The 21,831-nt window shown below is 40.1% G+C and carries 21 protein-coding genes; 15 read left to right on the top strand and 6 right to left on the bottom strand.

Annotation, left to right across the window (positions count from 1 at the left end; translation table 11 throughout):
• The first annotated feature begins 106 nt into the window (after positions 1–106).
• The 3 genes from typA to ACZ9AO_RS13275 are packed head-to-tail and all read left to right on the top strand — an operon-like array spanning position 107 to position 2,574.
• Positions 107–1,954 carry a translational GTPase TypA gene (typA, locus tag ACZ9AO_RS13285; protein ID WP_048684521.1) on the top strand — a complete coding sequence of 616 codons (1,848 nt, stop codon included), beginning with the start codon at positions 107–109 and terminating at the stop codon, positions 1,952–1,954.
• 22 nt (positions 1,955–1,976) lie between these two features.
• The gene (locus tag ACZ9AO_RS13280; RefSeq protein ID WP_251538872.1) at positions 1,977–2,285 is read left to right on the top strand and encodes a YlaH-like family protein; all 309 of its coding nucleotides are present in this window, start codon (positions 1,977–1,979) and stop codon (positions 2,283–2,285) included.
• Between the two features lie 4 nt (positions 2,286–2,289).
• A complete protein-coding gene (locus tag ACZ9AO_RS13275) occupies positions 2,290–2,574 on the top strand; it encodes a hypothetical protein (protein ID WP_251539074.1) in 285 nt (94 codons plus the stop codon).
• A 37-nt stretch (positions 2,575–2,611) separates the two neighbouring features.
• Here ACZ9AO_RS13275 and ACZ9AO_RS13270 read toward each other — a convergent pair whose 3' ends face one another.
• The 3 genes from ACZ9AO_RS13270 to ACZ9AO_RS13260 all read right to left on the bottom strand — a co-directional run bounded on the left by ACZ9AO_RS13270 (position 2,612) and on the right by ACZ9AO_RS13260 (position 3,971).
• On the bottom strand, positions 2,612–3,043 hold the full coding sequence (locus ACZ9AO_RS13270) for a hypothetical protein (RefSeq protein ID WP_476109216.1): 432 nt from the start codon (positions 3,041–3,043) through the stop codon (positions 2,612–2,614).
• Entirely contained in the window at positions 3,027–3,227 is a 201-nt protein-coding gene (locus ACZ9AO_RS13265; RefSeq protein ID WP_072272690.1) for a YlaI family protein, read from the bottom strand. Before ACZ9AO_RS13265 ends, ACZ9AO_RS13270 begins: the two co-directional genes overlap by 17 nt.
• Positions 3,228–3,371: 144 nt before the next feature.
• Positions 3,372–3,971, bottom strand: a complete 600-nt coding sequence (locus ACZ9AO_RS13260) for a YhcN/YlaJ family sporulation lipoprotein (protein WP_072272691.1) — start codon at positions 3,969–3,971, stop codon at positions 3,372–3,374.
• 266 nt (positions 3,972–4,237) lie between these two features.
• Between ACZ9AO_RS13260 and ACZ9AO_RS13255 the strand changes: the two genes are divergently transcribed.
• Positions 4,238–5,569 carry a PhoH family protein gene (locus ACZ9AO_RS13255; protein WP_048684523.1) on the top strand — a complete coding sequence of 444 codons (1,332 nt, stop codon included), beginning with the start codon at positions 4,238–4,240 and terminating at the stop codon, positions 5,567–5,569.
• 62 nt (positions 5,570–5,631) lie between these two features.
• On the opposite strand, the gene ACZ9AO_RS13250 is transcribed toward ACZ9AO_RS13255, so the two are convergent.
• Entirely contained in the window at positions 5,632–6,135 is a 504-nt protein-coding gene (locus tag ACZ9AO_RS13250) for a hypothetical protein (RefSeq protein ID WP_048684525.1), read from the bottom strand.
• Between the two features lie 221 nt (positions 6,136–6,356).
• Here ACZ9AO_RS13250 and ACZ9AO_RS13245 point away from each other — a divergent pair, with 221 nt between their 5' ends.
• Positions 6,357–6,638 (top strand): Fpa/YlaN family protein, encoded by a 282-nt coding sequence (locus ACZ9AO_RS13245; protein WP_034313996.1) that lies wholly within the window; start codon positions 6,357–6,359, stop codon positions 6,636–6,638.
• Between the two features lie 620 nt (positions 6,639–7,258).
• Entirely contained in the window at positions 7,259–10,696 is a 3,438-nt protein-coding gene (gene pyc / locus ACZ9AO_RS13240) for a pyruvate carboxylase (RefSeq protein ID WP_476109215.1), read from the top strand.
• Positions 10,697–10,879: 183 nt separating this feature from the next.
• Here the strand turns inward: pyc and ACZ9AO_RS13235 are convergent, their stop codons facing one another.
• A complete protein-coding gene (locus tag ACZ9AO_RS13235) occupies positions 10,880–11,866 on the bottom strand; it encodes a COX15/CtaA family protein (protein WP_034313992.1) in 987 nt (328 codons plus the stop codon).
• A gap of 601 nt (positions 11,867–12,467) precedes the next feature.
• On the opposite strand from ACZ9AO_RS13235, the gene cyoE reads away from it, so the two are divergent.
• From cyoE to ACZ9AO_RS13200, 7 genes are all read left to right on the top strand, one after another.
• Complete coding sequence (gene cyoE, locus ACZ9AO_RS13230; RefSeq protein ID WP_034313989.1) at positions 12,468–13,406, top strand: heme o synthase; 939 nt, start codon at positions 12,468–12,470, stop codon at positions 13,404–13,406.
• Between the two features lie 252 nt (positions 13,407–13,658).
• A complete protein-coding gene (gene coxB, locus ACZ9AO_RS13225; RefSeq protein ID WP_048684529.1) occupies positions 13,659–14,741 on the top strand; it encodes a cytochrome c oxidase subunit II in 1,083 nt (360 codons plus the stop codon).
• 24 nt (positions 14,742–14,765) lie between these two features.
• Positions 14,766–16,637 (top strand): cytochrome c oxidase subunit I, encoded by a 1,872-nt coding sequence (gene ctaD, locus ACZ9AO_RS13220; RefSeq protein WP_054396968.1) that lies wholly within the window; start codon positions 14,766–14,768, stop codon positions 16,635–16,637.
• The gene (locus tag ACZ9AO_RS13215; RefSeq protein ID WP_251538878.1) at positions 16,637–17,266 is read left to right on the top strand and encodes a cytochrome (ubi)quinol oxidase subunit III; all 630 of its coding nucleotides are present in this window, start codon (positions 16,637–16,639) and stop codon (positions 17,264–17,266) included. Before ctaD ends, ACZ9AO_RS13215 begins: the two co-directional genes overlap by 1 nt.
• A 3-nt stretch (positions 17,267–17,269) precedes the next feature.
• Positions 17,270–17,605 (top strand): cytochrome c oxidase subunit IVB, encoded by a 336-nt coding sequence (gene ctaF / locus ACZ9AO_RS13210; RefSeq protein WP_048684534.1) that lies wholly within the window; start codon positions 17,270–17,272, stop codon positions 17,603–17,605.
• Positions 17,606–17,743: 138 nt separating this feature from the next.
• Positions 17,744–18,655 (top strand): cytochrome c oxidase assembly factor CtaG, encoded by a 912-nt coding sequence (gene ctaG, locus ACZ9AO_RS13205; RefSeq protein ID WP_309247788.1) that lies wholly within the window; start codon positions 17,744–17,746, stop codon positions 18,653–18,655.
• A 207-nt stretch (positions 18,656–18,862) separates the two neighbouring features.
• Entirely contained in the window at positions 18,863–19,324 is a 462-nt protein-coding gene (locus ACZ9AO_RS13200) for a DUF420 domain-containing protein (protein ID WP_048684536.1), read from the top strand.
• A 109-nt stretch (positions 19,325–19,433) separates the two neighbouring features.
• Here the strand turns inward: ACZ9AO_RS13200 and ACZ9AO_RS13195 are convergent, their stop codons facing one another.
• Entirely contained in the window at positions 19,434–19,796 is a 363-nt protein-coding gene (locus tag ACZ9AO_RS13195) for a YugN family protein (RefSeq protein ID WP_034313973.1), read from the bottom strand.
• Between the two features lie 345 nt (positions 19,797–20,141).
• Between ACZ9AO_RS13195 and ACZ9AO_RS13190 the strand changes: the two genes are divergently transcribed.
• Together ACZ9AO_RS13190 and ACZ9AO_RS13185 are read left to right on the top strand one after the other, a co-directional pair.
• Positions 20,142–21,176, top strand: a complete 1,035-nt coding sequence (locus ACZ9AO_RS13190; protein ID WP_476109214.1) for a CAP domain-containing protein — start codon at positions 20,142–20,144, stop codon at positions 21,174–21,176.
• Between the two features lie 218 nt (positions 21,177–21,394).
• Positions 21,395–21,826 (top strand): YlbD family protein, encoded by a 432-nt coding sequence (locus tag ACZ9AO_RS13185; RefSeq protein WP_476109213.1) that lies wholly within the window; start codon positions 21,395–21,397, stop codon positions 21,824–21,826.
• Positions 21,827–21,831: the final 5 nt, after the last annotated feature.

The following is a 21,831-nucleotide window of genomic DNA, read 5'->3' as shown; positions in this document are numbered from 1 at the left end:
ATCTATTGTACATAATTTCTGTATTTGTTTCTAGTATGTTTGTGATATAATATGTAAGTTAATACTAGTGATACGTTTTACACAAACTTTTTTAGGAGTGAATTTTTTGAAATTAAGAGAAAATATTCGTAATATAGCCATCATTGCTCACGTTGACCATGGTAAAACGACGTTAGTGGATCAGTTGCTAAAGCAATCTGGTACTTTCCGTGAAAATGAACATGTGGAAGAACGTGCGATGGATTCTAATGCGATTGAAAAAGAACGCGGAATTACGATTCTTGCGAAAAATACAGCAGTTCAATACCAAGATACAAGAATCAATATTTTGGATACACCTGGTCATGCCGACTTTGGTGGTGAAGTGGAACGGATCATGAAAATGGTTGATGGCGTTCTACTTGTTGTTGATGCATATGAAGGCTGTATGCCGCAAACTCGCTTCGTGTTGAAAAAAGCATTGGAACAAAAGATCACGCCAATCGTTGTCGTGAACAAAATCGATAAAGATTCTGCACGTCCAAATGAAGTGGTCGATGAAGTAATTGACTTATTCATCGAACTAGGAGCTGAAGAAGAACAATTAGACTTCCCAGTTGTCTTCACTTCAGGTATCGCTGGTACTGCTAGCTTGGATTCAGATCCTGCTAAACAAGAAGAAGACATGACCCCACTTTTCGAAACAATCGTCGAAACGATCCCTGCACCAATTGATAACTCAGATGAACCGCTTCAATTCCAAGTGGCTTTACTTGACTATAATGATTATGTAGGTCGTATTGGCGTTGGCCGTGTATTCCGCGGTAAAATGCATGTAGGTCAACAAGTTTCATTAATGAAACTTGATGGGAAGGTTAAACAATTCCGTGTAACGAAAATCTTTGGTTATATTGGCTTGAAGAAAGTTGAAATCCAAGAAGCCGTTGCCGGTGATTTAATTGCCGTTTCTGGTATGGAGGATATTAACGTAGGGGAAACGGTTTGTCCGACCGAGCATCCTGAAGCTCTACCTATCCTGCGTATTGACGAGCCAACATTACAAATGACTTTCCTTGTAAATAACAGCCCATTCGCAGGCCGTGAAGGTAAATTCGTTACAGCTCGTAAAATTGAAGAGCGTTTGAGAAACCAATTGCAGACTGATGTCAGCTTAAGAGTCGAAAATACTGATTCTCCGGATGTCTGGATTGTTTCAGGTCGTGGGGAGCTTCACCTTTCCATCCTGATCGAAAACATGAGACGTGAAGGTTATGAACTGCAAGTTTCTAAACCGGAAGTTATCGTTCGTTTGATTGATGGCGTCCGTTGTGAGCCGGTTGAACGTGTACAAATCGACGTACCTGAGGAGCACACTGGTTCGATCATGGAATCAATGGGAGCCCGTAAAGGTGAATTATTGGATATGATCAACAGCGGAAGCGGTCAAGTTCGTTTACTGTTCACGATCCCAGCTCGCGGACTTATTGGCTATTCAACTGAGTTCTTAACGATTACACGCGGATATGGTATCATGAACCATTCATTTGACAGCTATCAACCAATGGCACAAGGTCAAGTCGGCGGAAGACGCCAAGGTGTACTTGTATCCATGGAATCAGGAAAAACTACACAATACGGTATTATGCAAGTAGAAGACCGCGGTGTTATTTTCGTTGAGCCAGGTACGGATATTTATGAAGGCATGATCGTCGGGGAACATAACCGTGATAGCGATTTGACTGTTAATATCGTTAAAGCGAAACAAATGACAAATATGCGTTCAGCAAATAAAGACCAAACTTCTTCCATGAAAAAACCAAGAATCATGTCCCTTGAAGAAGCTCTGGAATATTTGAACGATGACGAGTACTGTGAAGTAACTCCGGATTCAATCCGCCTTCGTAAAAAAATTCTAGATAAAAACGAGCGTGAAAGAGCAGCTAAAAGAAAAAAAGTTGCTGTTGAAGAAAAATAAATAGCAAGAGGAGGAGAAAAGATTGGAAATCCAAGAGCGATTATCATTTTTTGCAGCATTGTACAGAGTGGATGAAAATCCTGAAGCAGGAATGTGGTATTTATATTTGACGGTCTTTGGATTATGCATCCTTGTCTATCAGTTAGGTTTTGCCAAAAAGTTACCATTGCTAAAAAATGTGGTCATTTATGTGGTAATGGCACTTGGATGTACCCTTCTTTCTTTCTTTGCGGTGTTTCTCCCTATGGGGGAGGCATTAGTCATCGCTTCGCTTGTTCTGGGGATCTATAGGATCCGTCTTCATAATTCGAGAAAAGAAGAACAGGCTTAAGATGATGAAATCATTACAGGATGCTTTATACAATTGGTTAACGATCAAAGTTGTCTGTGATGCAAGGCCTGATGATTCAGCTGCACGCGATACAGAAATGTTTTTCATGCAGATGCTGAAAGACGATCATCAGGTGATAGTCGATTCGGTTACAAAAACAGAACCTTTTTATTTCGTCGAGTACCTTTTGGGAGATGAAATGAAGAGGCAGCGTTATCCGATTGAATTGATTGATATCATGTTGGACCAAATTCAGTTAGAGCCAGAAAAGTATAAGAATATCGAGTAATGATAAAAAGAACCGTGCGATTTACGCACGGTTCTTTTTATATTGCTTTAGGGAGGGAAAGTCCGTAAAAAAGATGTAAGATTGTCCACAAAAAGAAAGCTGTCAAATCAGAAGGAAGGGCAACTTCTGTTTTTGACAGCGCCGATAGTGGGAAGTAAAGCATGATGGCGGGCATGATCGTGATAAAAGCAAGTGCGTATTTGTTCCATTTCCTGAAAGCTTTCAAAGGATGTAGAATATAAACGTAACTATACGTAATTGCCAGTGAGAAAAGGAGATGGAAAAAGAATAATGATTCCTCACTCCAGGAAACGGCTCCAATTAGGGGGAGGAAATCCACATTCAATAAAAGCTTATACACTTGTTTACCGGATAGCATTTCGACCCACTTCATTATCCATCCAAGCAGAAGTCCATTGATCAGGCCAATCAGAGTAACTTTGTGGAAAGTTCTACCATTCATCTTCATTTTTGATCGTCCGGTAAAGACGGAAGTTACCGGTGGCAATCCGTTCGTTCGTACGCTCTTCAATGCGTTGGTTGCATGTATTGCACATATAGGTATGTATAGGACGGTTGCGAAGTTTCTTTGCTTCCGGGCTATCGTCGGGAATAGATTCAATTTGATCGCATATTACACATTTAACCTTCATATTAGTTGAACCTCACTTCAATTTGAATATGCTTTTAAGTATACCAATAATTTTATGGTAAAACGAGGATAAAGTGAAACTAACAGTTGAAGTTGATTGTTGGGTATGAAAAAGACCCGAAGATTCATTTCGGGTCGGGTAAATTCATTCTTTAAAGTGATTGGATTGATCATTTTGCTCTTTATCGAGTTCTTTTCTTTCCGTATCATCATCAAGTTTATTTTTTTCCTTTTCGATGTTCTTAGATGGCGTTGGGGTTAAAATATCACCAGGAACCTCCGGGATGACTCGACTTGTGATGTCAGCGAGTTCATTTAGTATCCCGGTTACCGGTTTGCCGTCTTTAATATCTTTGGCCACCTCCCTGATCCGCTCATTTAAATCCGGGTCAGCGACGATGATGGCATTTGCACCGTCAGGATCATGTTTTAAAGTTTCTCCGACGGAGTACTTTATCGTTCCAACCTGTGAACGCTCAATATCTTGGTCGATATCTATTCCGACGATGGCGTATTTGCCAAGTACGACTGCGGTGGCATCGTTCACCTCTGGAATGGACTTAGCCAAACCGGTGAGTCTCTCCGCTGTTTGCTGACCTGTATTCCTGTCTGCTTCCTTAATGGTCGTATTATTGACTTTCGTTATATTGTTTTGCGCATTATTTTCAGACACTTCATTTTTATTATCCATTGTGCAACCTGACATCAATAGAACAGCAGCGAGCGACAATATGATTTTTTGCAATGTAAAACCTCCTTAATGTTTTCCTTTGGTTCCAGCCTGTCCATCGCTACCTAGTCTGATGCATCTGAGTATAAAATGCAGCCAAACATGGAGAAATCAATGGTGGGGATTGCATTCTTTGCTGGAAGTTTTCTTTATAGTCTGTAAATGTTCTTCTATCTTTATGCAAAGGAACATATATTTTATCAACAGTCTCGTCCGCTACATAACTGCTGAGTGTAGTAAATGGTAAGACATATCCTATAGAGCAGGCAGGAGGCGTCATATTGGGGAAAAAAATATATGTTTTAGATACGAATGTCCTGTTGCAGGATCCGTATTCGATTTATTCATTCGAAGATAATGAAGTTGTCATTCCAGCAGTCGTATTAGAAGAATTGGATTCAAAAAAAAGATATATGGATGAAATCGGAAGGAATGCCAGGCAAGTATCGAAATTGATCGATAGCTTTCGTGAAAAAGGAAAGCTGCATCAGAGCATTCCGCTTCATAATGGCGGCAGCATAAGGATTGAACTCAACCACCGTTCATTTCACAAACTTCAGGAAATATTTGTTGAGAAAACGAATGATAACAGGATATTGGCAGTCGCGAAAAATTTATCTTTGGAAGAAGAGACGAAGGAAGATGGAAAAACGGTCATTTTGGTTAGCAAAGATACTCTCGTCAGGGTTAAAGCTGACGCCATCGGTCTAGAGGCAGAGGACTTTTTAAATGATCGCGTTGTAGAACTGGATCATATATACGCTGGGCACAAAGAAGTGTATGTATCGATTGATAACCTGAATAAGTTTTATGAAAAAAGTTTTCTTTCACTGGAAGAACTGACAAAAGATGCATATTATCCAAATCAATTCCTGTTGATGAAGGACACGCTGGGCAGTTCAGCTTCGGCGATTGGGATAGTGGATGAGAACTGCAGGACCGTTAAGAAATTGATGTATGAAGGGGAGCATATTTGGGGAATTAAACCGAGAAATGTCCAGCAGACCATGGCCCTTGATTTGTTGCTTCGTTCGGATATCCAGCTTGTGACGCTCATTGGTAAGGCGGGGACAGGCAAGACTTTATTGGCATTGGCTACAGGGTTGATGCAAACTGAAGATTTGTCACAATATAAGAAACTTTTGGTTGCCAGGCCCATTGTTCCGGTCGGTAAAGATATTGGTTATCTGCCAGGGGAAAAAGAAGAAAAATTAAGACCATGGATGCAGCCTATTTTTGATAATCTCCAATTTCTGTTCAATACGAAAAAACCTGGGGAATTGGATGCGATTTTAGCAGGAATGAGTTCGATCGAAGTTGAAGCCCTCACCTATATCAGGGGAAGGAGCATACCGGATCAGTTCATCATCATCGATGAAGCGCAGAACTTAACGAAACATGAGGTCAAGACAATCTTGACGAGGGTAGGCGAACGGAGCAAAATTGTCTTAATGGGGGACCCAGAGCAAATAGATCATCCTTATTTAGATGAATATAATAATGGTTTGACCTATGTTGTGGAAAAATTCAAGACCGAGCGTATTGCCGGCCATGTTAAATTGATAAAAGGGGAAAGATCGGGATTGGCACAACTGGCAGCTACACTTTTATAATGCAATCGGCAAGGGATTTCCCTTGCCGATTGCCAAAGTTTTTGGCAAGAATGAACGAAGTCTTATTTAACGGTGAAAGACCGTACATTTTTTATCGGTTCATTGATGTTGGAAGCGTCTCCGAAATAAATTTCCAGAGGGCCGCCCTCGGATATTTTAAGTGGCTTTCCATCCTTGGAAAAGCCCAGGAAAAATTCAAGTGCCGTTTCCAACGGGAATGTAAGCTCCTCATCATCGGTTGTAACGATGACTTCGGTCACCCCATTTTCAGGTTCGGCGTTTTTTAAAAAAGGTTCAAAAGGGATGCCGAAAGTCCCTTCCAGCAGTCTTTGCTTCTCGAACTTTCGTTCCGTTTTTATAGTGGGTGGCATTATTGCGCCTTCCTGTATTTCTTTTTGCCAATGCTTGGAGGCGGCAATCGTATATTCTTCTAATTCATTGACTTGGACTCTTTCAGCGTGGAAATATGTATCGATTTCAACTTTACGGTCATCAAAAATCCATACTCCAGGATCTAGCGTAATTGGATATTTCACTTTTCCATTTATAAATACGATGGGTTCCAAATATCTCATTCCTTTCTGTTGCTCTTTAATGATTATAATCAATTATAATTGAAATGTCACATCTTCAAGATGGTGAACAAATTCCATGGCTGGGTATATTCATTTGAGAGGGGATCGTGATATCTCAATGGCAAATTGTTTGTCAATGTCCTTGCTTTTTCATAAAACTAAAGGTAGAATTTAGAGATAAGATTTAATCGCTCTGAGCGGGGGGATTTAACATGGCATCTGATATGCTTGTCAATCATCGAGAAAAAGCTTATGCTTTATTAAAAGCAGATGCTGACAAGATTCTAAAACTGATAAAAGTTCAAATGGAAAATCTCACTATGCCTCAATGTCCTTTATATGAAGAGGTACTTGATACGCAAATGTTCGGCCTATCACGAGAAATCGATTTTGCCGTACGCTTAGGTTTGGTAGAGGAGACCGAGGGTAAATCCCTTTTGGAAACCCTTGAACAGGAATTGTCAGTTTTGCATGAAGCATCGTTAAAAAAATAATAGATAAAACATACTAACTCAAACAAATCTCGATGATTGTTTGAGTTTTTTATTTATATACACAATTAATGAATAATGTTATACTATTTTTAATAGTGACATACTAATTAATTCACAGAAGCTCAATTTGAGTTTTCTTATTCTTTTGAATTTTCGATCTAAGTTCAATGGTCATCTTCCATTTTTAAAAATTCCCAATCATGCATTAAACATGTGGGATTTTCCGGTCATATGACTTTGATCAATAATGGATCGATAGTACGGGAGTCAGATCTAATTCCCTGTTTTTTTATACGAATATATGTAATTTTTTATTTTTTTATTGTATTCAGTTAATTTTAGTATTATTGTTATATTAATTGAATGTTAAATCAAATTGATAATATATTATTATAGCTAAATTTTAATTAGTTAATGGTATAGGGCTCTTTTTAGTCTTTATCGGATGTGAAAAACGAAAATATAAAATATATCGAAATAATTACATCAGCGATAAAATGAGCTTAAACAGATTGGACTCCTTATTTGGGAAATCAATTCATGAATAAAAAGTGGTGGAAATCTTTCACGCTTTTTTTCTATATATTCAATAAAAATACATATTGATTAGGGTGGTAGCAATGGGGAAACGTATAGAAAAAGTACTTGCGGCAAATCGCGGGGAAATAGCGATAAGGATTTTTCGGGCTTGTACGGAATTAGACATTCACACAGTTGCAATCTATTCAAAGGAAGATTATGGTTCTTATCACAGATATAAAGCGGATGAGGCATATTTGGTCGGGGAAGGCAAAAAGCCGATTGATGCATACCTGGATATTGAAGGCATAATCGCGATTGCCAAAATGAGTGGCGTCGATGCGATTCATCCCGGTTATGGTTTCCTTTCAGAAAATATTGAATTTGCGAAACGTTGTGAGGAAGAGGGCATAATCTTCATCGGACCAGAATCAAGGCACCTAGATATGTTTGGTGACAAAGTAAAAGCTAGAACACAAGCTGAACTGGCGGATATTCCGGTTATCCCTGGTAGCGATGGACCGGTGACCAGTGTTGAAGAAGTCAAGGAATTTGGTGAACAATACGGTTTTCCAATTATTATAAAAGCCTCATTAGGCGGCGGCGGACGCGGAATGCGCATTGTCGGAAAAATCGAAGAAGTTGAAGAGGCTTATGATCGCGCAAAATCAGAAGCTAAAGCAGCTTTTGGTAATGATGAAGTCTATGTAGAGAGATTCATACAAAATCCGAAGCATATCGAAGTTCAGATTTTGGCTGATACTCATGGGAATATCGTCCATTTATATGAGCGTGACTGTTCCGTTCAGAGACGGCATCAAAAAGTTGTGGAAGTGGCACCTTCCGTTTCCCTTTCCGAAGATTTAAGGCAAAGGATTTGTGAAGCAGCAGTCAAGTTGGCTAAAAATATTGATTATGTAAACGCTGGTACGGTCGAGTTCCTTGTCGCAAATGGCGAATTTTACTTTATTGAAGTCAATCCACGGGTGCAGGTTGAGCATACGATCACTGAAATGATTACGGGCATTGATATCGTTCAATCTCAAATCATGGTGGCTGAAGGGCATGAGCTCCATGGCAAGAAGATCGGGATTCCCGAACAAGCAGGCATTAAAACTCATGGATATGCGATTCAATCAAGGGTGACGACCGAGGATCCATTGAATAATTTCATGCCTGATACCGGGAAAATGATGGTGTATCGTTCCGGTGGGGGATTCGGTGTCCGTCTGGACGCAGGGAATGGGTTCCAAGGTGCGGTCATCACACCATATTATGATTCCCTTCTCGTTAAACTTTCTACTCATGCGCTTTCATTTGAGCAGGCAGCTTCCAAAATGGTTCGTAACCTTAAGGAATTCAGGATTCGTGGTATTAAAACAAATATCCCCTTCCTTGAAAATGTTGTAAAACATGAAAAATTCATAAATGGGGAATATGATACATCATTCATTGATTCAACACCGGAATTGTTTAGCTTCCCAATTAGAAAAGACCGTGGGACAAAAATGCTTTCATATATAGGAAATGTGACCGTGAATGGATTCCCGGGAGTCGAGAAAAAGAAAAAACCTGTTTTTGATCCAGCACCAATTCCGAATGTTGGTGGCCTGCCGCTTATCTCGGGTACAAAAAATATACTTGAGGAGCAAGGAGCAGAGGGACTGGTCAATTGGATCAAAGAACAGAAAGAGGTATTGATCACCGATACGACTTTCCGTGATGCACATCAATCTTTACTTGCGACGAGAATTAGGTCGAAAGATATCCTTGATATTGCAGAACCTACAGCAAAACTGCTTCCTGGTTTATTTTCAATGGAAATGTGGGGCGGGGCAACTTTCGATGTCGCATATCGTTTCTTGAAAGAAGATCCGTGGGACAGGCTGTTAAGTTTCAGGAAAAAAGCACCGAATGTCCTATTACAAATGCTTTTAAGGGCTTCAAATGCAGTTGGTTATAAAAATTATCCTGATAATGTCATTCGTGAATTCGTAGAGAAATCAGCGGATGCAGGCGTTGATGTTTTCCGTATCTTCGATAGTTTAAACTGGGTTAAAGGGATGGAATTGGCTATTGATGCAGTCCGTCAATCCGGCAAAATTGCAGAAGCTGCAATTTGTTATACAGGGGACTTGAACGATCCATCACGCAGCAAGTATAATATCGACTACTATAAAAATATGGCGGTGGAATTGGAACAAGCCGGTGCCCATATTTTAGCGATCAAGGATATGGCCGGCCTCTTGAAGCCTGATGCTGCTTACCGCCTTGTCTCGGAACTGAAAGAATCGACATCCCTTCCGATTCATCTGCATACCCATGATACAAGCGGAAATGGCATTTACATGTATTCTAAAGCGATTGAAGCCGGTGTGGATATCGTTGATACGGCGATTGGTTCTTTAGCTGGACTGACTTCGCAGCCAAGTGTACAAACACTTCATTATGCATTGGAGGGTTCAAGCAGACAGCCTAAGTTGGAAGTCGATTCACTAGAGCGTTTAGGAGAATACTGGGGTGAGGTCAGGAAATTCTATCATGACTTCGAAAGCGGAATGAATGCACCTCATACCGAGGTTTACAAACACGAAATGCCGGGCGGCCAATATAGTAATCTGCAGCAGCAAGCCAAAGCAGTTGGGCTGGGAGACCGCTGGCATGAAGTGAAAGAGATGTATCAGCGCGTCAATGTAATGTTCGGCGATATCGTTAAAGTGACTCCTTCATCCAAAGTTGTTGGGGACATGGCTTTATTCATGGTACAAAATAACCTGTCTGAAGAGGATGTTCTGACAAAAGGTAAATCCATCGATTTCCCTGATTCAGTCATAGAGTTATTCGAAGGCTATCTAGGTCAGCCAGTTGGGGGATTCCCTAAAGAGCTTCAGGAAGTTATCCTGAAAGGGAAGAAACCTATAACGGTAAGACCGGGTGAGTTATTGGAAGAAGTGGACTTTGCAGCACTTAAAGAAGAATTATTCAAGGAATTGGGACGGGCAGTCACTGATTTCGATGTGCTTGCATATGCCTTATATCCAAAAGTATTCCTGGACTACAATAAAACGATTGAGTTGTTTGGAGATGTTTCCAACCTCGATACCGCAACTTTCTTATATGGTATGAGGCTAGGGGAAGAAATCGAAGTTGAAATCGAAAAGGGTAAAACGCTTATCGTAAAATTGGTTTCAATCGGCCAGCCATTGGCTGATGGAACACGGGTTGTGTATTTTGAGTTGAATGGTCAATCACGTGAAGTGATCATCAAGGATGAAAACATTAAATCTTCCGTTGTATCAAAAGTAAAAGCTGATTCAAAAAATAAAGAACAAATCGGTGCGACAATGCCAGGTACGGTAATTCGTGTAGTGGTCGAGAAAGGAGATCAGGTCAAGCAGGGTGATCACCTGATCATTACGGAAGCGATGAAAATGGAAACCACCGTGCAAGCACCATTCTCCGGGACCATCAAAGATATTTATGTAAAAGATGGGGAAGCGATCAGTACTGGAGACTTATTGATAGAAATAACTAAGTAATATCGCTGACTGTGACCTTCTGAATGATTTAGGGTATATGGGGTATGCTTGAGGTTTCAAGCTGCCCTACACCCTCTTTCAAGGCAATCCACGGTCATCTTAAGACAAAACAAAAACCACCATTCCCTGGGGAATGGTGGTTTTTGTTTTGTCCTATTATATTATTGATTGAACAATCAGAAATTAACGGGCGGGAACTGTTGGTGTTATATCCTTTTCATCCTGTCCTTTGACTGTGTGCGTGGAGTTTCTTTTTTGCTTGGCCAGTGCATTTTTTTTGCTTCTTGATGTCAATAGCATCAAATAGCTCATTACACCAAAAAAGCAGGCAATGAATAATGCGTGTGTCAATGCGATATATAAGTTTTGCCTTGAGAAAATGATGAAGGCTCCAGCGGTAACCTGTAAAAATACGAGAATGAATGCAGCCATCCAACCGCCATATAACACTTTTTGATTTTTGTAATGTTTTTTTGCGATATAAGCCACATATGATACCCAAATGAAAATGGCGCCTGCGATTGCACGGTGTCCCATCTGAATCCATTCATATAGGTTAGAGGGGAGTGCAAGACTGTCATTTACACATAAAGGCCAATCCTTACAGATAAGACTTGATTCTGTATGCCTTACAAGAGCACCTGTATATACGACTACGAGACAAAAAATCAATACTCCAATGATATGGAATTTCATTCGTTTGTCAACTATAAGTTTTTCCGCTTCGAACTTCTTGTCTACTTCAAAAATCAACAATGTCAGTAAAAAGACGGCAGCAAAGGAAATAAGCGATATGCCGAAATGAAGGGCAAGGACAAAATCGGATTGTGACCAAATGACGGCAGCGGCCCCGATTAACCCTTGTAGTAACAGAAAACCAAAAGAAAGGACGGATAAGAAACGTGCTTCACGGATATGGCCGATTTTTTTCCAAGACATATACGATAAAATTAAAACCAAGAATCCTCCAGCACCTGAAACGAGACGATGGGAAAGTTCAATGACCAATTCAATTGTGATTTTGTCCGGGATCAATTGGCCATTGCACAATGGCCAGGACCTGCCGCATCCCATGCCGGAATCCGTCTTCGTGACTAAAGCTCCGCCAAGTAAGATGAAAAGCATTACAATCGTTGTTAAAACAGCAAACCATTTAAGAGACGATTTCACTAGTAGTCCCACCTTTTTCTCTGTAGCAAATTAGGATTGTTCCATAAAATTAATAATAGCATAAGATTTTTCATAATATTTGTCGAACTTCCTCGATATTACACAAAATAGAATGATTTTACAAGTTCAGTTAATATTATAACTATTAATTAAAATGCCTGAAATAGTTGAAAGTTACAAAAGACTTTGATAGAAATAAAGGGAGTGTAAACCTTCAAGTAGGAGCAAAATAGGGATAGAGCCTAGGGGATGATGAAAATAGCATACTATTCATGTTCTTGATGAACATCTTACAGGAGCAGTAAATTATTGAGACACAAATTGGTCAAAAAATATCCGAAAAATTTTCACAAAAGCTTCCAAAAATGTGTTTTAATATATTGAAGAAATGATTTTACTAAATTTTACTGTTATTAAGCATGATATTAAGAATGATAGCTCTCGATGGATTCCATTGACGACAGTCATTGGTAAATAATTTACTTTTTGTTTACGCTTCCTTGGTTACAAATATCAAAAAGTATGAAATAATGTTCTATAGCATATGTAAGTATTTTTTTGCATTTGCGTCTGTGCTGAATGATTTAAAGGAGGAAAACAAATGTCAGAAACAAGGGGTTTGTCAGAAGCTGTCATGGAGGACAGTAAAGCCGCCCTTCAATCGGATATACCTGAAACAACAGCTTGGAAGGATTTTCTCGCACTTATAAAAGTGGGGATCGTCAATTCAAATATAATTACAGCTTTTACCGGCGTGTGGTTAGCTCTTCATTTTTCGGGGCTTAGCTTTTTAAGCAATCTAGATGTAGTGTTTTATACACTTGCAGGTTCGGCGCTCATAATGGCGGGATCTTGCAGTTTCAATAATTATTATGACCGTGATATCGATCATTTAATGGAAAGAACGAAAAACCGCCCAACGGTAACTGGGAAAGTACAGCCTTCAAAGGTATTGGCGTTAAGTTTCGGCTTAATTGCTGCAGGGCTGATTTTACTTGCATTGACTAATATGACAACTGCCATACTGGGTGCATTCGGCGTCTTCGCCTATGTTGTTTTATATACTATGGTTTTCAAACGTAGATTTGTCTCGAATACGATAATAGGCAGTATATCCGGAGCTGTGCCTCCGCTTATCGGGTGGGCTGCGGTCGACCCGGGCCTTGATAAGATCGCCTGGGTCCTGTTCGCGATCATGTTCTTGTGGCAGCCGCCTCATTTTTATGCACTTGCAATGAGGCGTGTCGAAGAATATCGAGCAGCTGGAGTACCTATGCTTCCGGTCGTAAAAGGATTCAAGGCTGCAAAAAGGTCGATTATGCTATGGATCATCTGTTTAATGTTCATTCCTTTCTTTTTAACTCCATTAGGAACACCGCTAGTTATTCTTGCTGCATTATTGAGCACAGGTTGGCTTATTTTGGGAATTAAGGGGTATAAAAAGAAAGACGATGTTAAATGGGCAACATCCATGTTTGTATATTCTTTAAATTATATGACCATTTTATTTGTAGCGATGGTTATTGTCACACTGATCTAGTTTTGGTTTAAATAAACTGGCGGCCTGTTCTTTTACAGGCTCCAGTTTACTGATAAATAAAGCACTGACCGCCATTCATACATATTAACGGAACCAACAGGGGCATACATAAGAGCGGTTACATGAATCAACTTATAATTCCTTAGATTAGGGATTCTTTCTTTTTAGAAATTGACATAGAGAGAATATTCGCAATTGCGCCCATTTTTATTTTTGTGAGAAAATTTTGACGAAAGAGGGGTTTCTGAAGCTATGAAAAAAAGGCTGCACAAATGGCGCCTAATTGCTCTGCTGGGTATTGTAGGACTTGTCCTTTCGGGCTGCGGCGAACCATTTCTATCCGCGCTGAAGCCAGCTGGCGATGTTGCGCAATCTCAGTATGACTTACTGATATTGAGTACACTAATCATGGTACTGGTTATTATTGTTGTGATTATTTTGTTCGTTGTAGTTTTACTACGCTTCCGTCGGAAGGAAGGCGACGAAACAATACCGAAACAAATTGAGGGAAGTCATAAACTCGAAATTATCTGGACTGTTATTCCTATCCTTCTTTTAATTGTTCTGGCTGTTCCAACCGTCGTCACGACTTTTGACTTAGCCGACACAAAGGCAATGGATAAGAAAGATAAGGATGGAAAAACGAAGGATGCGCTTGTCGTGAATGTTAGGGCAAACCTTTATTGGTGGGAGTTTGAATATCCAGACCTTGGCGTTGTAACAAGTCAGGATTTGGTTGTCCCGACAGATCGAAAAGTGTACTTCAATCTAACTGCTTCAGATGTTAAGCACTCATTCTGGGTACCGTCCGTCGGAGGAAAGATGGATACAAATACAGAAGGGGTCAATCAGTTTTTCTTAGAATTCGACGGTGAAAAGGCAGAAGATTCTAACAACTTATTCTACGGAAAATGTGCTGAACTTTGCGGTCCTTCACATGCTTTGATGGATTTTAAGGTCATAACGAAGTCTAAAAGCGATTTTGAAGCATGGACTAAAGATATGAAAGCCTCGAAGGAACCTGTCGTTGAAGGTGATCTAGCCAAACAGGGTGAAGATGTCTTTAATCAAAGTTGTATAGGCTGCCATGCGGTGACACCAAATGACAGCAGGCCTGAAGCTGCTCGTCAGGCCCCAAATCTGGCTACATTCGGTGAGCGTGAAAAAGTAGCTGGCGTATTGGATCATACGGAAGAGAATGTGAAGAAATGGATCAAGGATCCTGAGAAGTATAAACCGGGCAACACGATGACCGGTACTTACGGTGAACTTTCGGATTCAGATATTAATGCACTGGCGGCTTATCTATTAGAGCTTAAGGTGGAAGACAAATAGAACATTGATTAAGGAGGTTAAATCGTGAGTACGTACGCTAATAAAAAAGGATTTGGCGCTACGCTTTGGGATTATCTGACGACGGTAGACCATAAGAAAATCGCCATTTTATATCTTATCTCTGGCGGGTTATTCTTTGTAATCGGCGGTTTGGAAGCGATGTTTATCCGTATCCAGCTTGCAATCCCAAATAATGACTTCGTAAGTGCCGGATTTTATAATGAAATATTGACCATGCACGGTACGACTATGATATTTTTGGCAGCCATGCCGTTGGTGTTTGCTGTAATGAATGCGGTCGTACCCTTACAGATAGGGGCACGTGATGTTGCGTTCCCATTTTTGAATTCGTTAGGTTTTTGGCTGTTTTTCTTTGGAGGAGTCTTTCTGAATCTTTCATGGTTTTTAGGAGGGGCTCCTGATGCGGGCTGGACATCATATGCATCACTTTCCCTGCACTCCGAAGGCCATGGTATTGATTTTTACGTCCTGGGATTGCAGATATCGGGATTGGGAACATTAATTGCGGGGATCAATTTCCTTGTAACCATTATTAATATGCGTACGCCTGGTATGACATATATGCGTATGCCGCTGTTTACATGGTCAACTTTCGTTGTTTCCGCATTGATATTATTCGCTTTTCCTCCGCTTACGGTAGGATTGGTGTTAATGATGTTCGATAGGATGTTCGGATCGAATTTCTTTGATGTAGCAGCGGGCGGAAATACGATCATTTGGGAGCATTTATTCTGGATATTCGGTCACCCGGAGGTATATATCCTGATCCTTCCTGCTTTCGGTATTTTTTCCGAGATTTTCGCTACCTTCTCTAGAAAAAGATTATTCGGATATTCATCGATGGTATTTGCAACCGTTTTAATCGGTTTCTTAGGTTTCATGGTTTGGGCGCATCACATGTTTACCACTGGTTTAGGTCCTATCGCGAATGCAATCTTTGCCGTGGCCACCATGGCTATCGCAGTACCGACAGGTATTAAGATATTCAACTGGATCTTTACGATGTGGGGAGGAAGCGTCAAGTTCACGGTACCGATGCTTTATGCTGTTGCCTTTATCCCTACATTTACCATGGGTGGCGTGACAGGTATCATGCTCGCGTCAGCACCTGCTGATTATCAATACCATGATAGTTATTTCGTTGTTGCCCATTTCCACTATGTAATCGTCGGTGGGGTTGTATTGGGCTTACTGGCTGGAATCAATTTCTATTGGCCGAAAATGTTTGGAACGATGTTAAGCGAGAAATTGGGACAAATCACATTTTGGACGTTCTTGATCGGTTTCCATTTAACATTCTTCATCCAACATTTCTTAGGTCTAATGGGGATGCCTCGTCGCGTATTTACATTCTTGGACGATCAAGGCCTCAATACAGGTAATATGATCAGTACAGTCGGTGCCTTCCTAATGGCATTTGGGGTATTGGTTATGGTCATCAATATCATCATTACATCTGTTAAGAATGAGAAAGTCGGCAATGATCCATGGGGAGACGGCCGTACGCTTGAATGGGCCATTCCATCACCACCGCCGTTTTATAATTTCAAACAACTTCCGCTTGTCCGCGGATTGGATCCTTACTGGGTTGAAAAAATGGAAGGGAAAAAGGAAATGACTCCTGCAGAACCACTGGGGGATATCCATATGCCGAATTCATCTATACTTCCTTTAACGATTGCCTTGGGTTTATTTGTTGCCGCATTCGGAGCTTTATATAATATGGATGATAAGACATGGACCCTGCCTATAATGATTGTTGGACTTTTGATCACATTCGCTTCAATGTTTATCCGTTCCGTTAAAGACGATCATGGATACCACATTCATAAAGAAGAACTTATGGACGATAAAGACAAGGGAGGTAAGGCATAATGCAAACAGATGAAAGATTCACGGATGCCACTTGGCCTGCTTCTCCCGAGAAAGCGACTTTAGAAGGTAAAAATAAGTATTTGGGATTCTGGTTGTTTCTTGGTGGAGAGACGGTACTATTCGCCTCACTTTTTGCAACTTACCTTGCATTGAAGGATAAAGTTCCGAATGGTGAAGCAGCCTTAGCTAAAGACTTGTTCGAATTACCACTTACATTTGTAGCAACCATGCTGTTATTGACCAGCTCATTAACCAGTGTGTATGCGATGTACCATATGAAAAATAACCATTTTAAACAAATGCAAGCATGGCTTGTAATTACGGTTGCACTTGGTTTTGCTTTTCTAGGTCTTGAGATTTATGAATTTAATCACTATGTTCATGAATTCCATCATACCTTTACGAGCAGTGCATTCGGCTCCGCGTTCTATACGTTAGTTGGTTTTCATGGAGGACACGTTGCTTTCGGTTTGGTTTGGATCATATCTCTAATGATTCGGAATGCAAGAAGGGGCTTGAATTTATATAACGCTCCTAAATTTTATGTTGCGAGTCTATATTGGCATTTCATTGACGTAGTCTGGGTGTTTATCTTTACTGTCGTATACTTAATGGGAATGGTGGGATAACTGATGGCGAATGAACAATCAAATTCAGCGAACCCGAATGTCGATTTAAAATATCGCCGTAAGAAAAATGCTGAAGAGATGAAACACCAAGTGATATCATTTACACTTATGATTTTCTTTACATTACTTGCTTTTGCTGCTGTAGGAATTGAGGGTTTTTCACATTGGTTCATTAAACCAGTCATTTTGCTGCTGGCAGTTGTACAAGTGATTTTCCAATTGTATTATTTCATGCATATGAAGCATAAAGGTCATGGCACCATTGCATTGTTCTTATTTTCCGGGCTTGCAGTCGGCTTGATAACGGTCCTTGTGTTCACAACGATTGTTTGGTTATAGACCATAAAGAAAATCGGCTATTGAATGATAGCCGGTTTTCTTTATGTGATGAGCTAGAAAATGAATCCAAGTTTATCTATATTTGTTACCAGGTTTCATTTTAGATATAATGAAAGTAAGAAAAAGTTCATGAACGAGGTGATTTTTTTGTCTATTGATATTTTCGGATTTCGTGCTTTATGGAGTCCTTATTATTTTGCCGTCCTCGTACTTATAACCGTTGGCTATTTTTGGCTGGTGACAAAAAAAAGGGAAAAGTTTTCGGGCAGTTCATCGCTTTCCGTTAAACAGGCTACTTATTTTTTGATAGCCATGTTCCTTCTATATGTTGTAAAAGGATCGCCACTGGACTTATTGAGCCATATCATGTTCAGTGCCCATATGTTTCAAATGGCACTGCTTTATCTCGTGATTCCGCCTTTATTTATCATTGCGGTTCCAGATTGGCTTATAAGAACTTTCATAAATTCAAGGGGAGTGAAGACGTTATTTCAATTTTTCACGAAACCTCTTGTCGCCCTTTTACTATTTAATGTTCTTTTCTCTCTGTACCATATCCCGTTAGTATTCGACTTTATCAAAACTGGTATGTGGTTTCATGCCGGATACACGGTCCTTTTATTTACGACTGCCGTTTTGATGTGGTTCCCGCTTGTCAATCAACTGCCGGAACGTGAAAGTCTATCAGGTGTGAAAAAAGTAGCTTATATTTTCGGCAGTGGCATTCTAATGACCCCTGCTTGCGCTTTAATCATTTTTGCTAATGATCCGATGTATGATACATTTACGAATGCGGAATCTTGGGCGAGTGCCATGGAACTTTGCGTTCCTGCTTCAGCACTGTCGGGCTTAACGCTCAGTGGCCCGGAAATGTTCAATGGACTGCCGTTGCTTGAGGATCAACAGCTTGGTGGGGTTCTGATGAAGGTGATTCAAGAAATCGTTTTAGGCTATGTATTAGGTGTCATTTTCTTTGCTTGGTTCAAAAAGGAGAATGGCGGCCAAAGTGATATCGATCCGATACCTTCGGATTTTCAGACTGTAGAATAATTGTACGATAAAAGACTTGTCTTGGGGCGGACAAGTCTTTTATCTGCCTTTGCCTGATTTTCGAATTAAAGCAAATTGCCAGTGATTTGACTTGGCTATTCTGTAAAAGTGAGCATTCTGTTAATAATCCTTGATTTTATTGAATTTTACGATTGCCTCTTATAAAATAGTAGTTGATTAATAAATATAGAGAGGACTACACTTCATATGTCTTTACCAATCCTTCCAACGATAAGTACAGCCTTCATTGTATTAAGTGCCATCACTGTTGCAATAGGCTGGTATCAAATTAAACAACGCAAAATCGAGACCCATAAAAAAACCATGATGGCAGCTGCGATTTTTGCGGTGATCTTTTTCACTATATATCTTTCTCGGACGGTCTTCATTGGTAGTACGTCATTTGGCGGACCCGATGACATAAAAATTTATTATACGATTTTTTTGATTTTCCATATAACACTTGCAACAACTGGAGCTGTTTTGGGGATCATCATGCTTACCACTGGGTTTAAAGGTAAATTCGCGATTCATAAGAAAATCGGGCCGGCGACCAGCATCATTTGGTTTTTCACTGGGATTACTGGAGTAGCTGTTTACATCCTGCTTTATGTGATTTATCATGGCGGCGAAACAACATCTTTAATAAAGGCGATCCTAGGATTTTAAAATGACAAAAAGCCTGGTGCAAAAAAAGCATCAGGCTTTTGTATTGGATACAAAAAAGAGAGCATCACACATGATCCTCTCTCTTTGACCCACTTTTCGCTAACGGCTTTTACAGGCCGTTGAATTGTGTAAGTTCTTCTTTGATTTGAGCGAGGATTTTTTCACTTTGTTTAACTAGTGATGCAGGGAAATCCTCTCCTTCACCATATTCAACTCCGTGTGGATAATAGTGTTTTCCTAATAGAGGAACCATTAATTTGATGACGGCCCTGTGAGCGCCAACATCGCCCTCTGTAGCATAGCCAAGTATTCTCAGGTAAAACGTGCCTTCTTTTAATTCGAACTTACGATCGTAACTGACTCTTTCGTAATCCCATTGTTCTGCTCGTATTAAACCATATTGCGGCATTAGGTCATCTAGTCGGTTTAAGTCGGCTGTGATGTTTTCGATTCCAAAGCTTTCAAATTTCACGAGTAGTACCTCCTATGTTTACTATTGAGAATTAAAATGACATACCGGGAAAATATTATGTACATGAATATATTAAAAATCTCCAAGTATGTTTATAATATACCATTTTATCCTATATTTTATAATAGTACGAAATGGTTGAAGTTGCAATGAACTCAACCATGGTATTTCAATCATTCACAAAAGTTCCATTTTTTAAATAAATTTAATGAAGGGGCAGTCTATCGTAAATTAGAAAATTATGATTGAACAGTGATATAATCAGGAAAGAAAGGTTTTTGCATTGGATACATAAATTAGATAGAGAGAGGGAGTGTTCCTCTGCGCAGTTTAGGTAAGGTGTTGGTGTTAATCATTATTTTTTTCGTAATCGGTATTTATCTTAATATCGGCGATGAAGATGAAGGGAACCCTCTTATTGATGGTAACAAAGGTGTTAACCCCAATGGACATATAAATGAAAGAAGCACTTCCTCTGAAAAGGAAGGGGTTACTGAAGTGACAGAAGGTCTGGCAGTAACGATCGGGAAAAATGCAAAAGAGATAGAAAGGGAATACGGTAAGCCGGATCGAATTGATTTGTCTGCCTATGGATATGAATGGTGGGTTTATAAAAAGGACTATAATAATTATTTCCAATTAGCCGTTGAAAATGAAAAAGTGGTATCTGCTTACGGAATCGGTGATGAGGTCAATGTCGCTCCTTTTAAAATTGGACAATCGATTGATGCCATCTATTCCAGTTTATATGTGGAACCTACTGTTGATATTGAAGTTGGTCACAGTTCCTATCGTTTTGAATTGTCGGAGGAAGATATGAACATGAGGCCGTTAATTGATTTAGGGAATATTAATGTTCAGCTTTATTTGGATAAATTCACGGGGACTGTTTCAAGCATCCGATTTTTGAATGATTCCGCCCTATTGAAACAAAAGCCATATGAGTTGACCTATCATGGTGAACTTGTGACAGTTAAGGACCTTTCAGATGAGGACATGGCGAAAGTGGAAGATGGAAATGAGCAGCAAATATTCGATATTACGAATATCATGCGCAGCAGATTTGATTTGAAGCCTTTAGAATGGGATGCCGCTACTGCGGAGGTTGCTTACCTTCATAGCCAGGAAATGAAGGACACCCCTGAAGGAACCCATGTTTCTGAAACAAAGGGGGATTTGGAAAATCGTCTTGATGCAGGTCATGTGAAATACAGGGCGGCCGGTGAAAATATAGCAGCCAATTATGTGGATGCAGCTGCAGTCATGGAAGGTTGGCTAAATAGCAAAGGGCATCGGGATGCGATGCTGAGCGAGGAATTTACAGGTCTGGGCGTCGGGGTATATAAAAAGTATTACACCCAGAATTTCATAAAGAGATAAAAAAATGGACCCGGTTTGGGTCCGTTTTCTTGTTGTGGATCATATTTTTAAATTGAAAAAGGTCCCAACCATTTGGATCGTTTGCTAAAGGAGGTTTTTACATAACGAACTTGGATTCCGCTGTCACGCCCCATTGCATTTGAAAAGGAATTTATGCACTTTTTATCTACCTTTAGCATATGGTGAAATAGGCGATGTCTAAGTGTGAGGTGAGAGTAATGGCAAAAAGAAAGCGGCCCTCCGTGGATGGATTTCGGGAGTTTGTAAAGGAACATCCTCATTTAGTGAATGAAGTGAGAAGCAAACAAGCAACATGGCAGGAACTTTTTGAAGAGTGGTATTTACTCGGAGAAGATCATCCACGCTGGCAGGCTGACGGCAGTGTGGGTGAGCCCAAAGAGAATACAGGATCTCCATCACTGCCGGTTGAAAAGGGAGACCAAAGCACTGAGTTGATCGGTTCGTTAATGAGTGCCGTTAAAAACATGGATATGGGGCAGATTCAACAATATATTACGAATGCCAATCAGGCCATCGGTGCAATCCAAGGAGTGCTATCTGCTTTCCAAGGGAATAAATCAGGTGATACCAGTCCTCCCCCAAAAGAAAAAGAGCAGAGAGCTAACCCTTTTTTATTCACCAAAGATTAAGGAGG

Source organism: Peribacillus sp. TE19612 (genome assembly GCF_056279465.1).
This window is presented reverse-complemented; position numbering and strand designations above follow the sequence as displayed.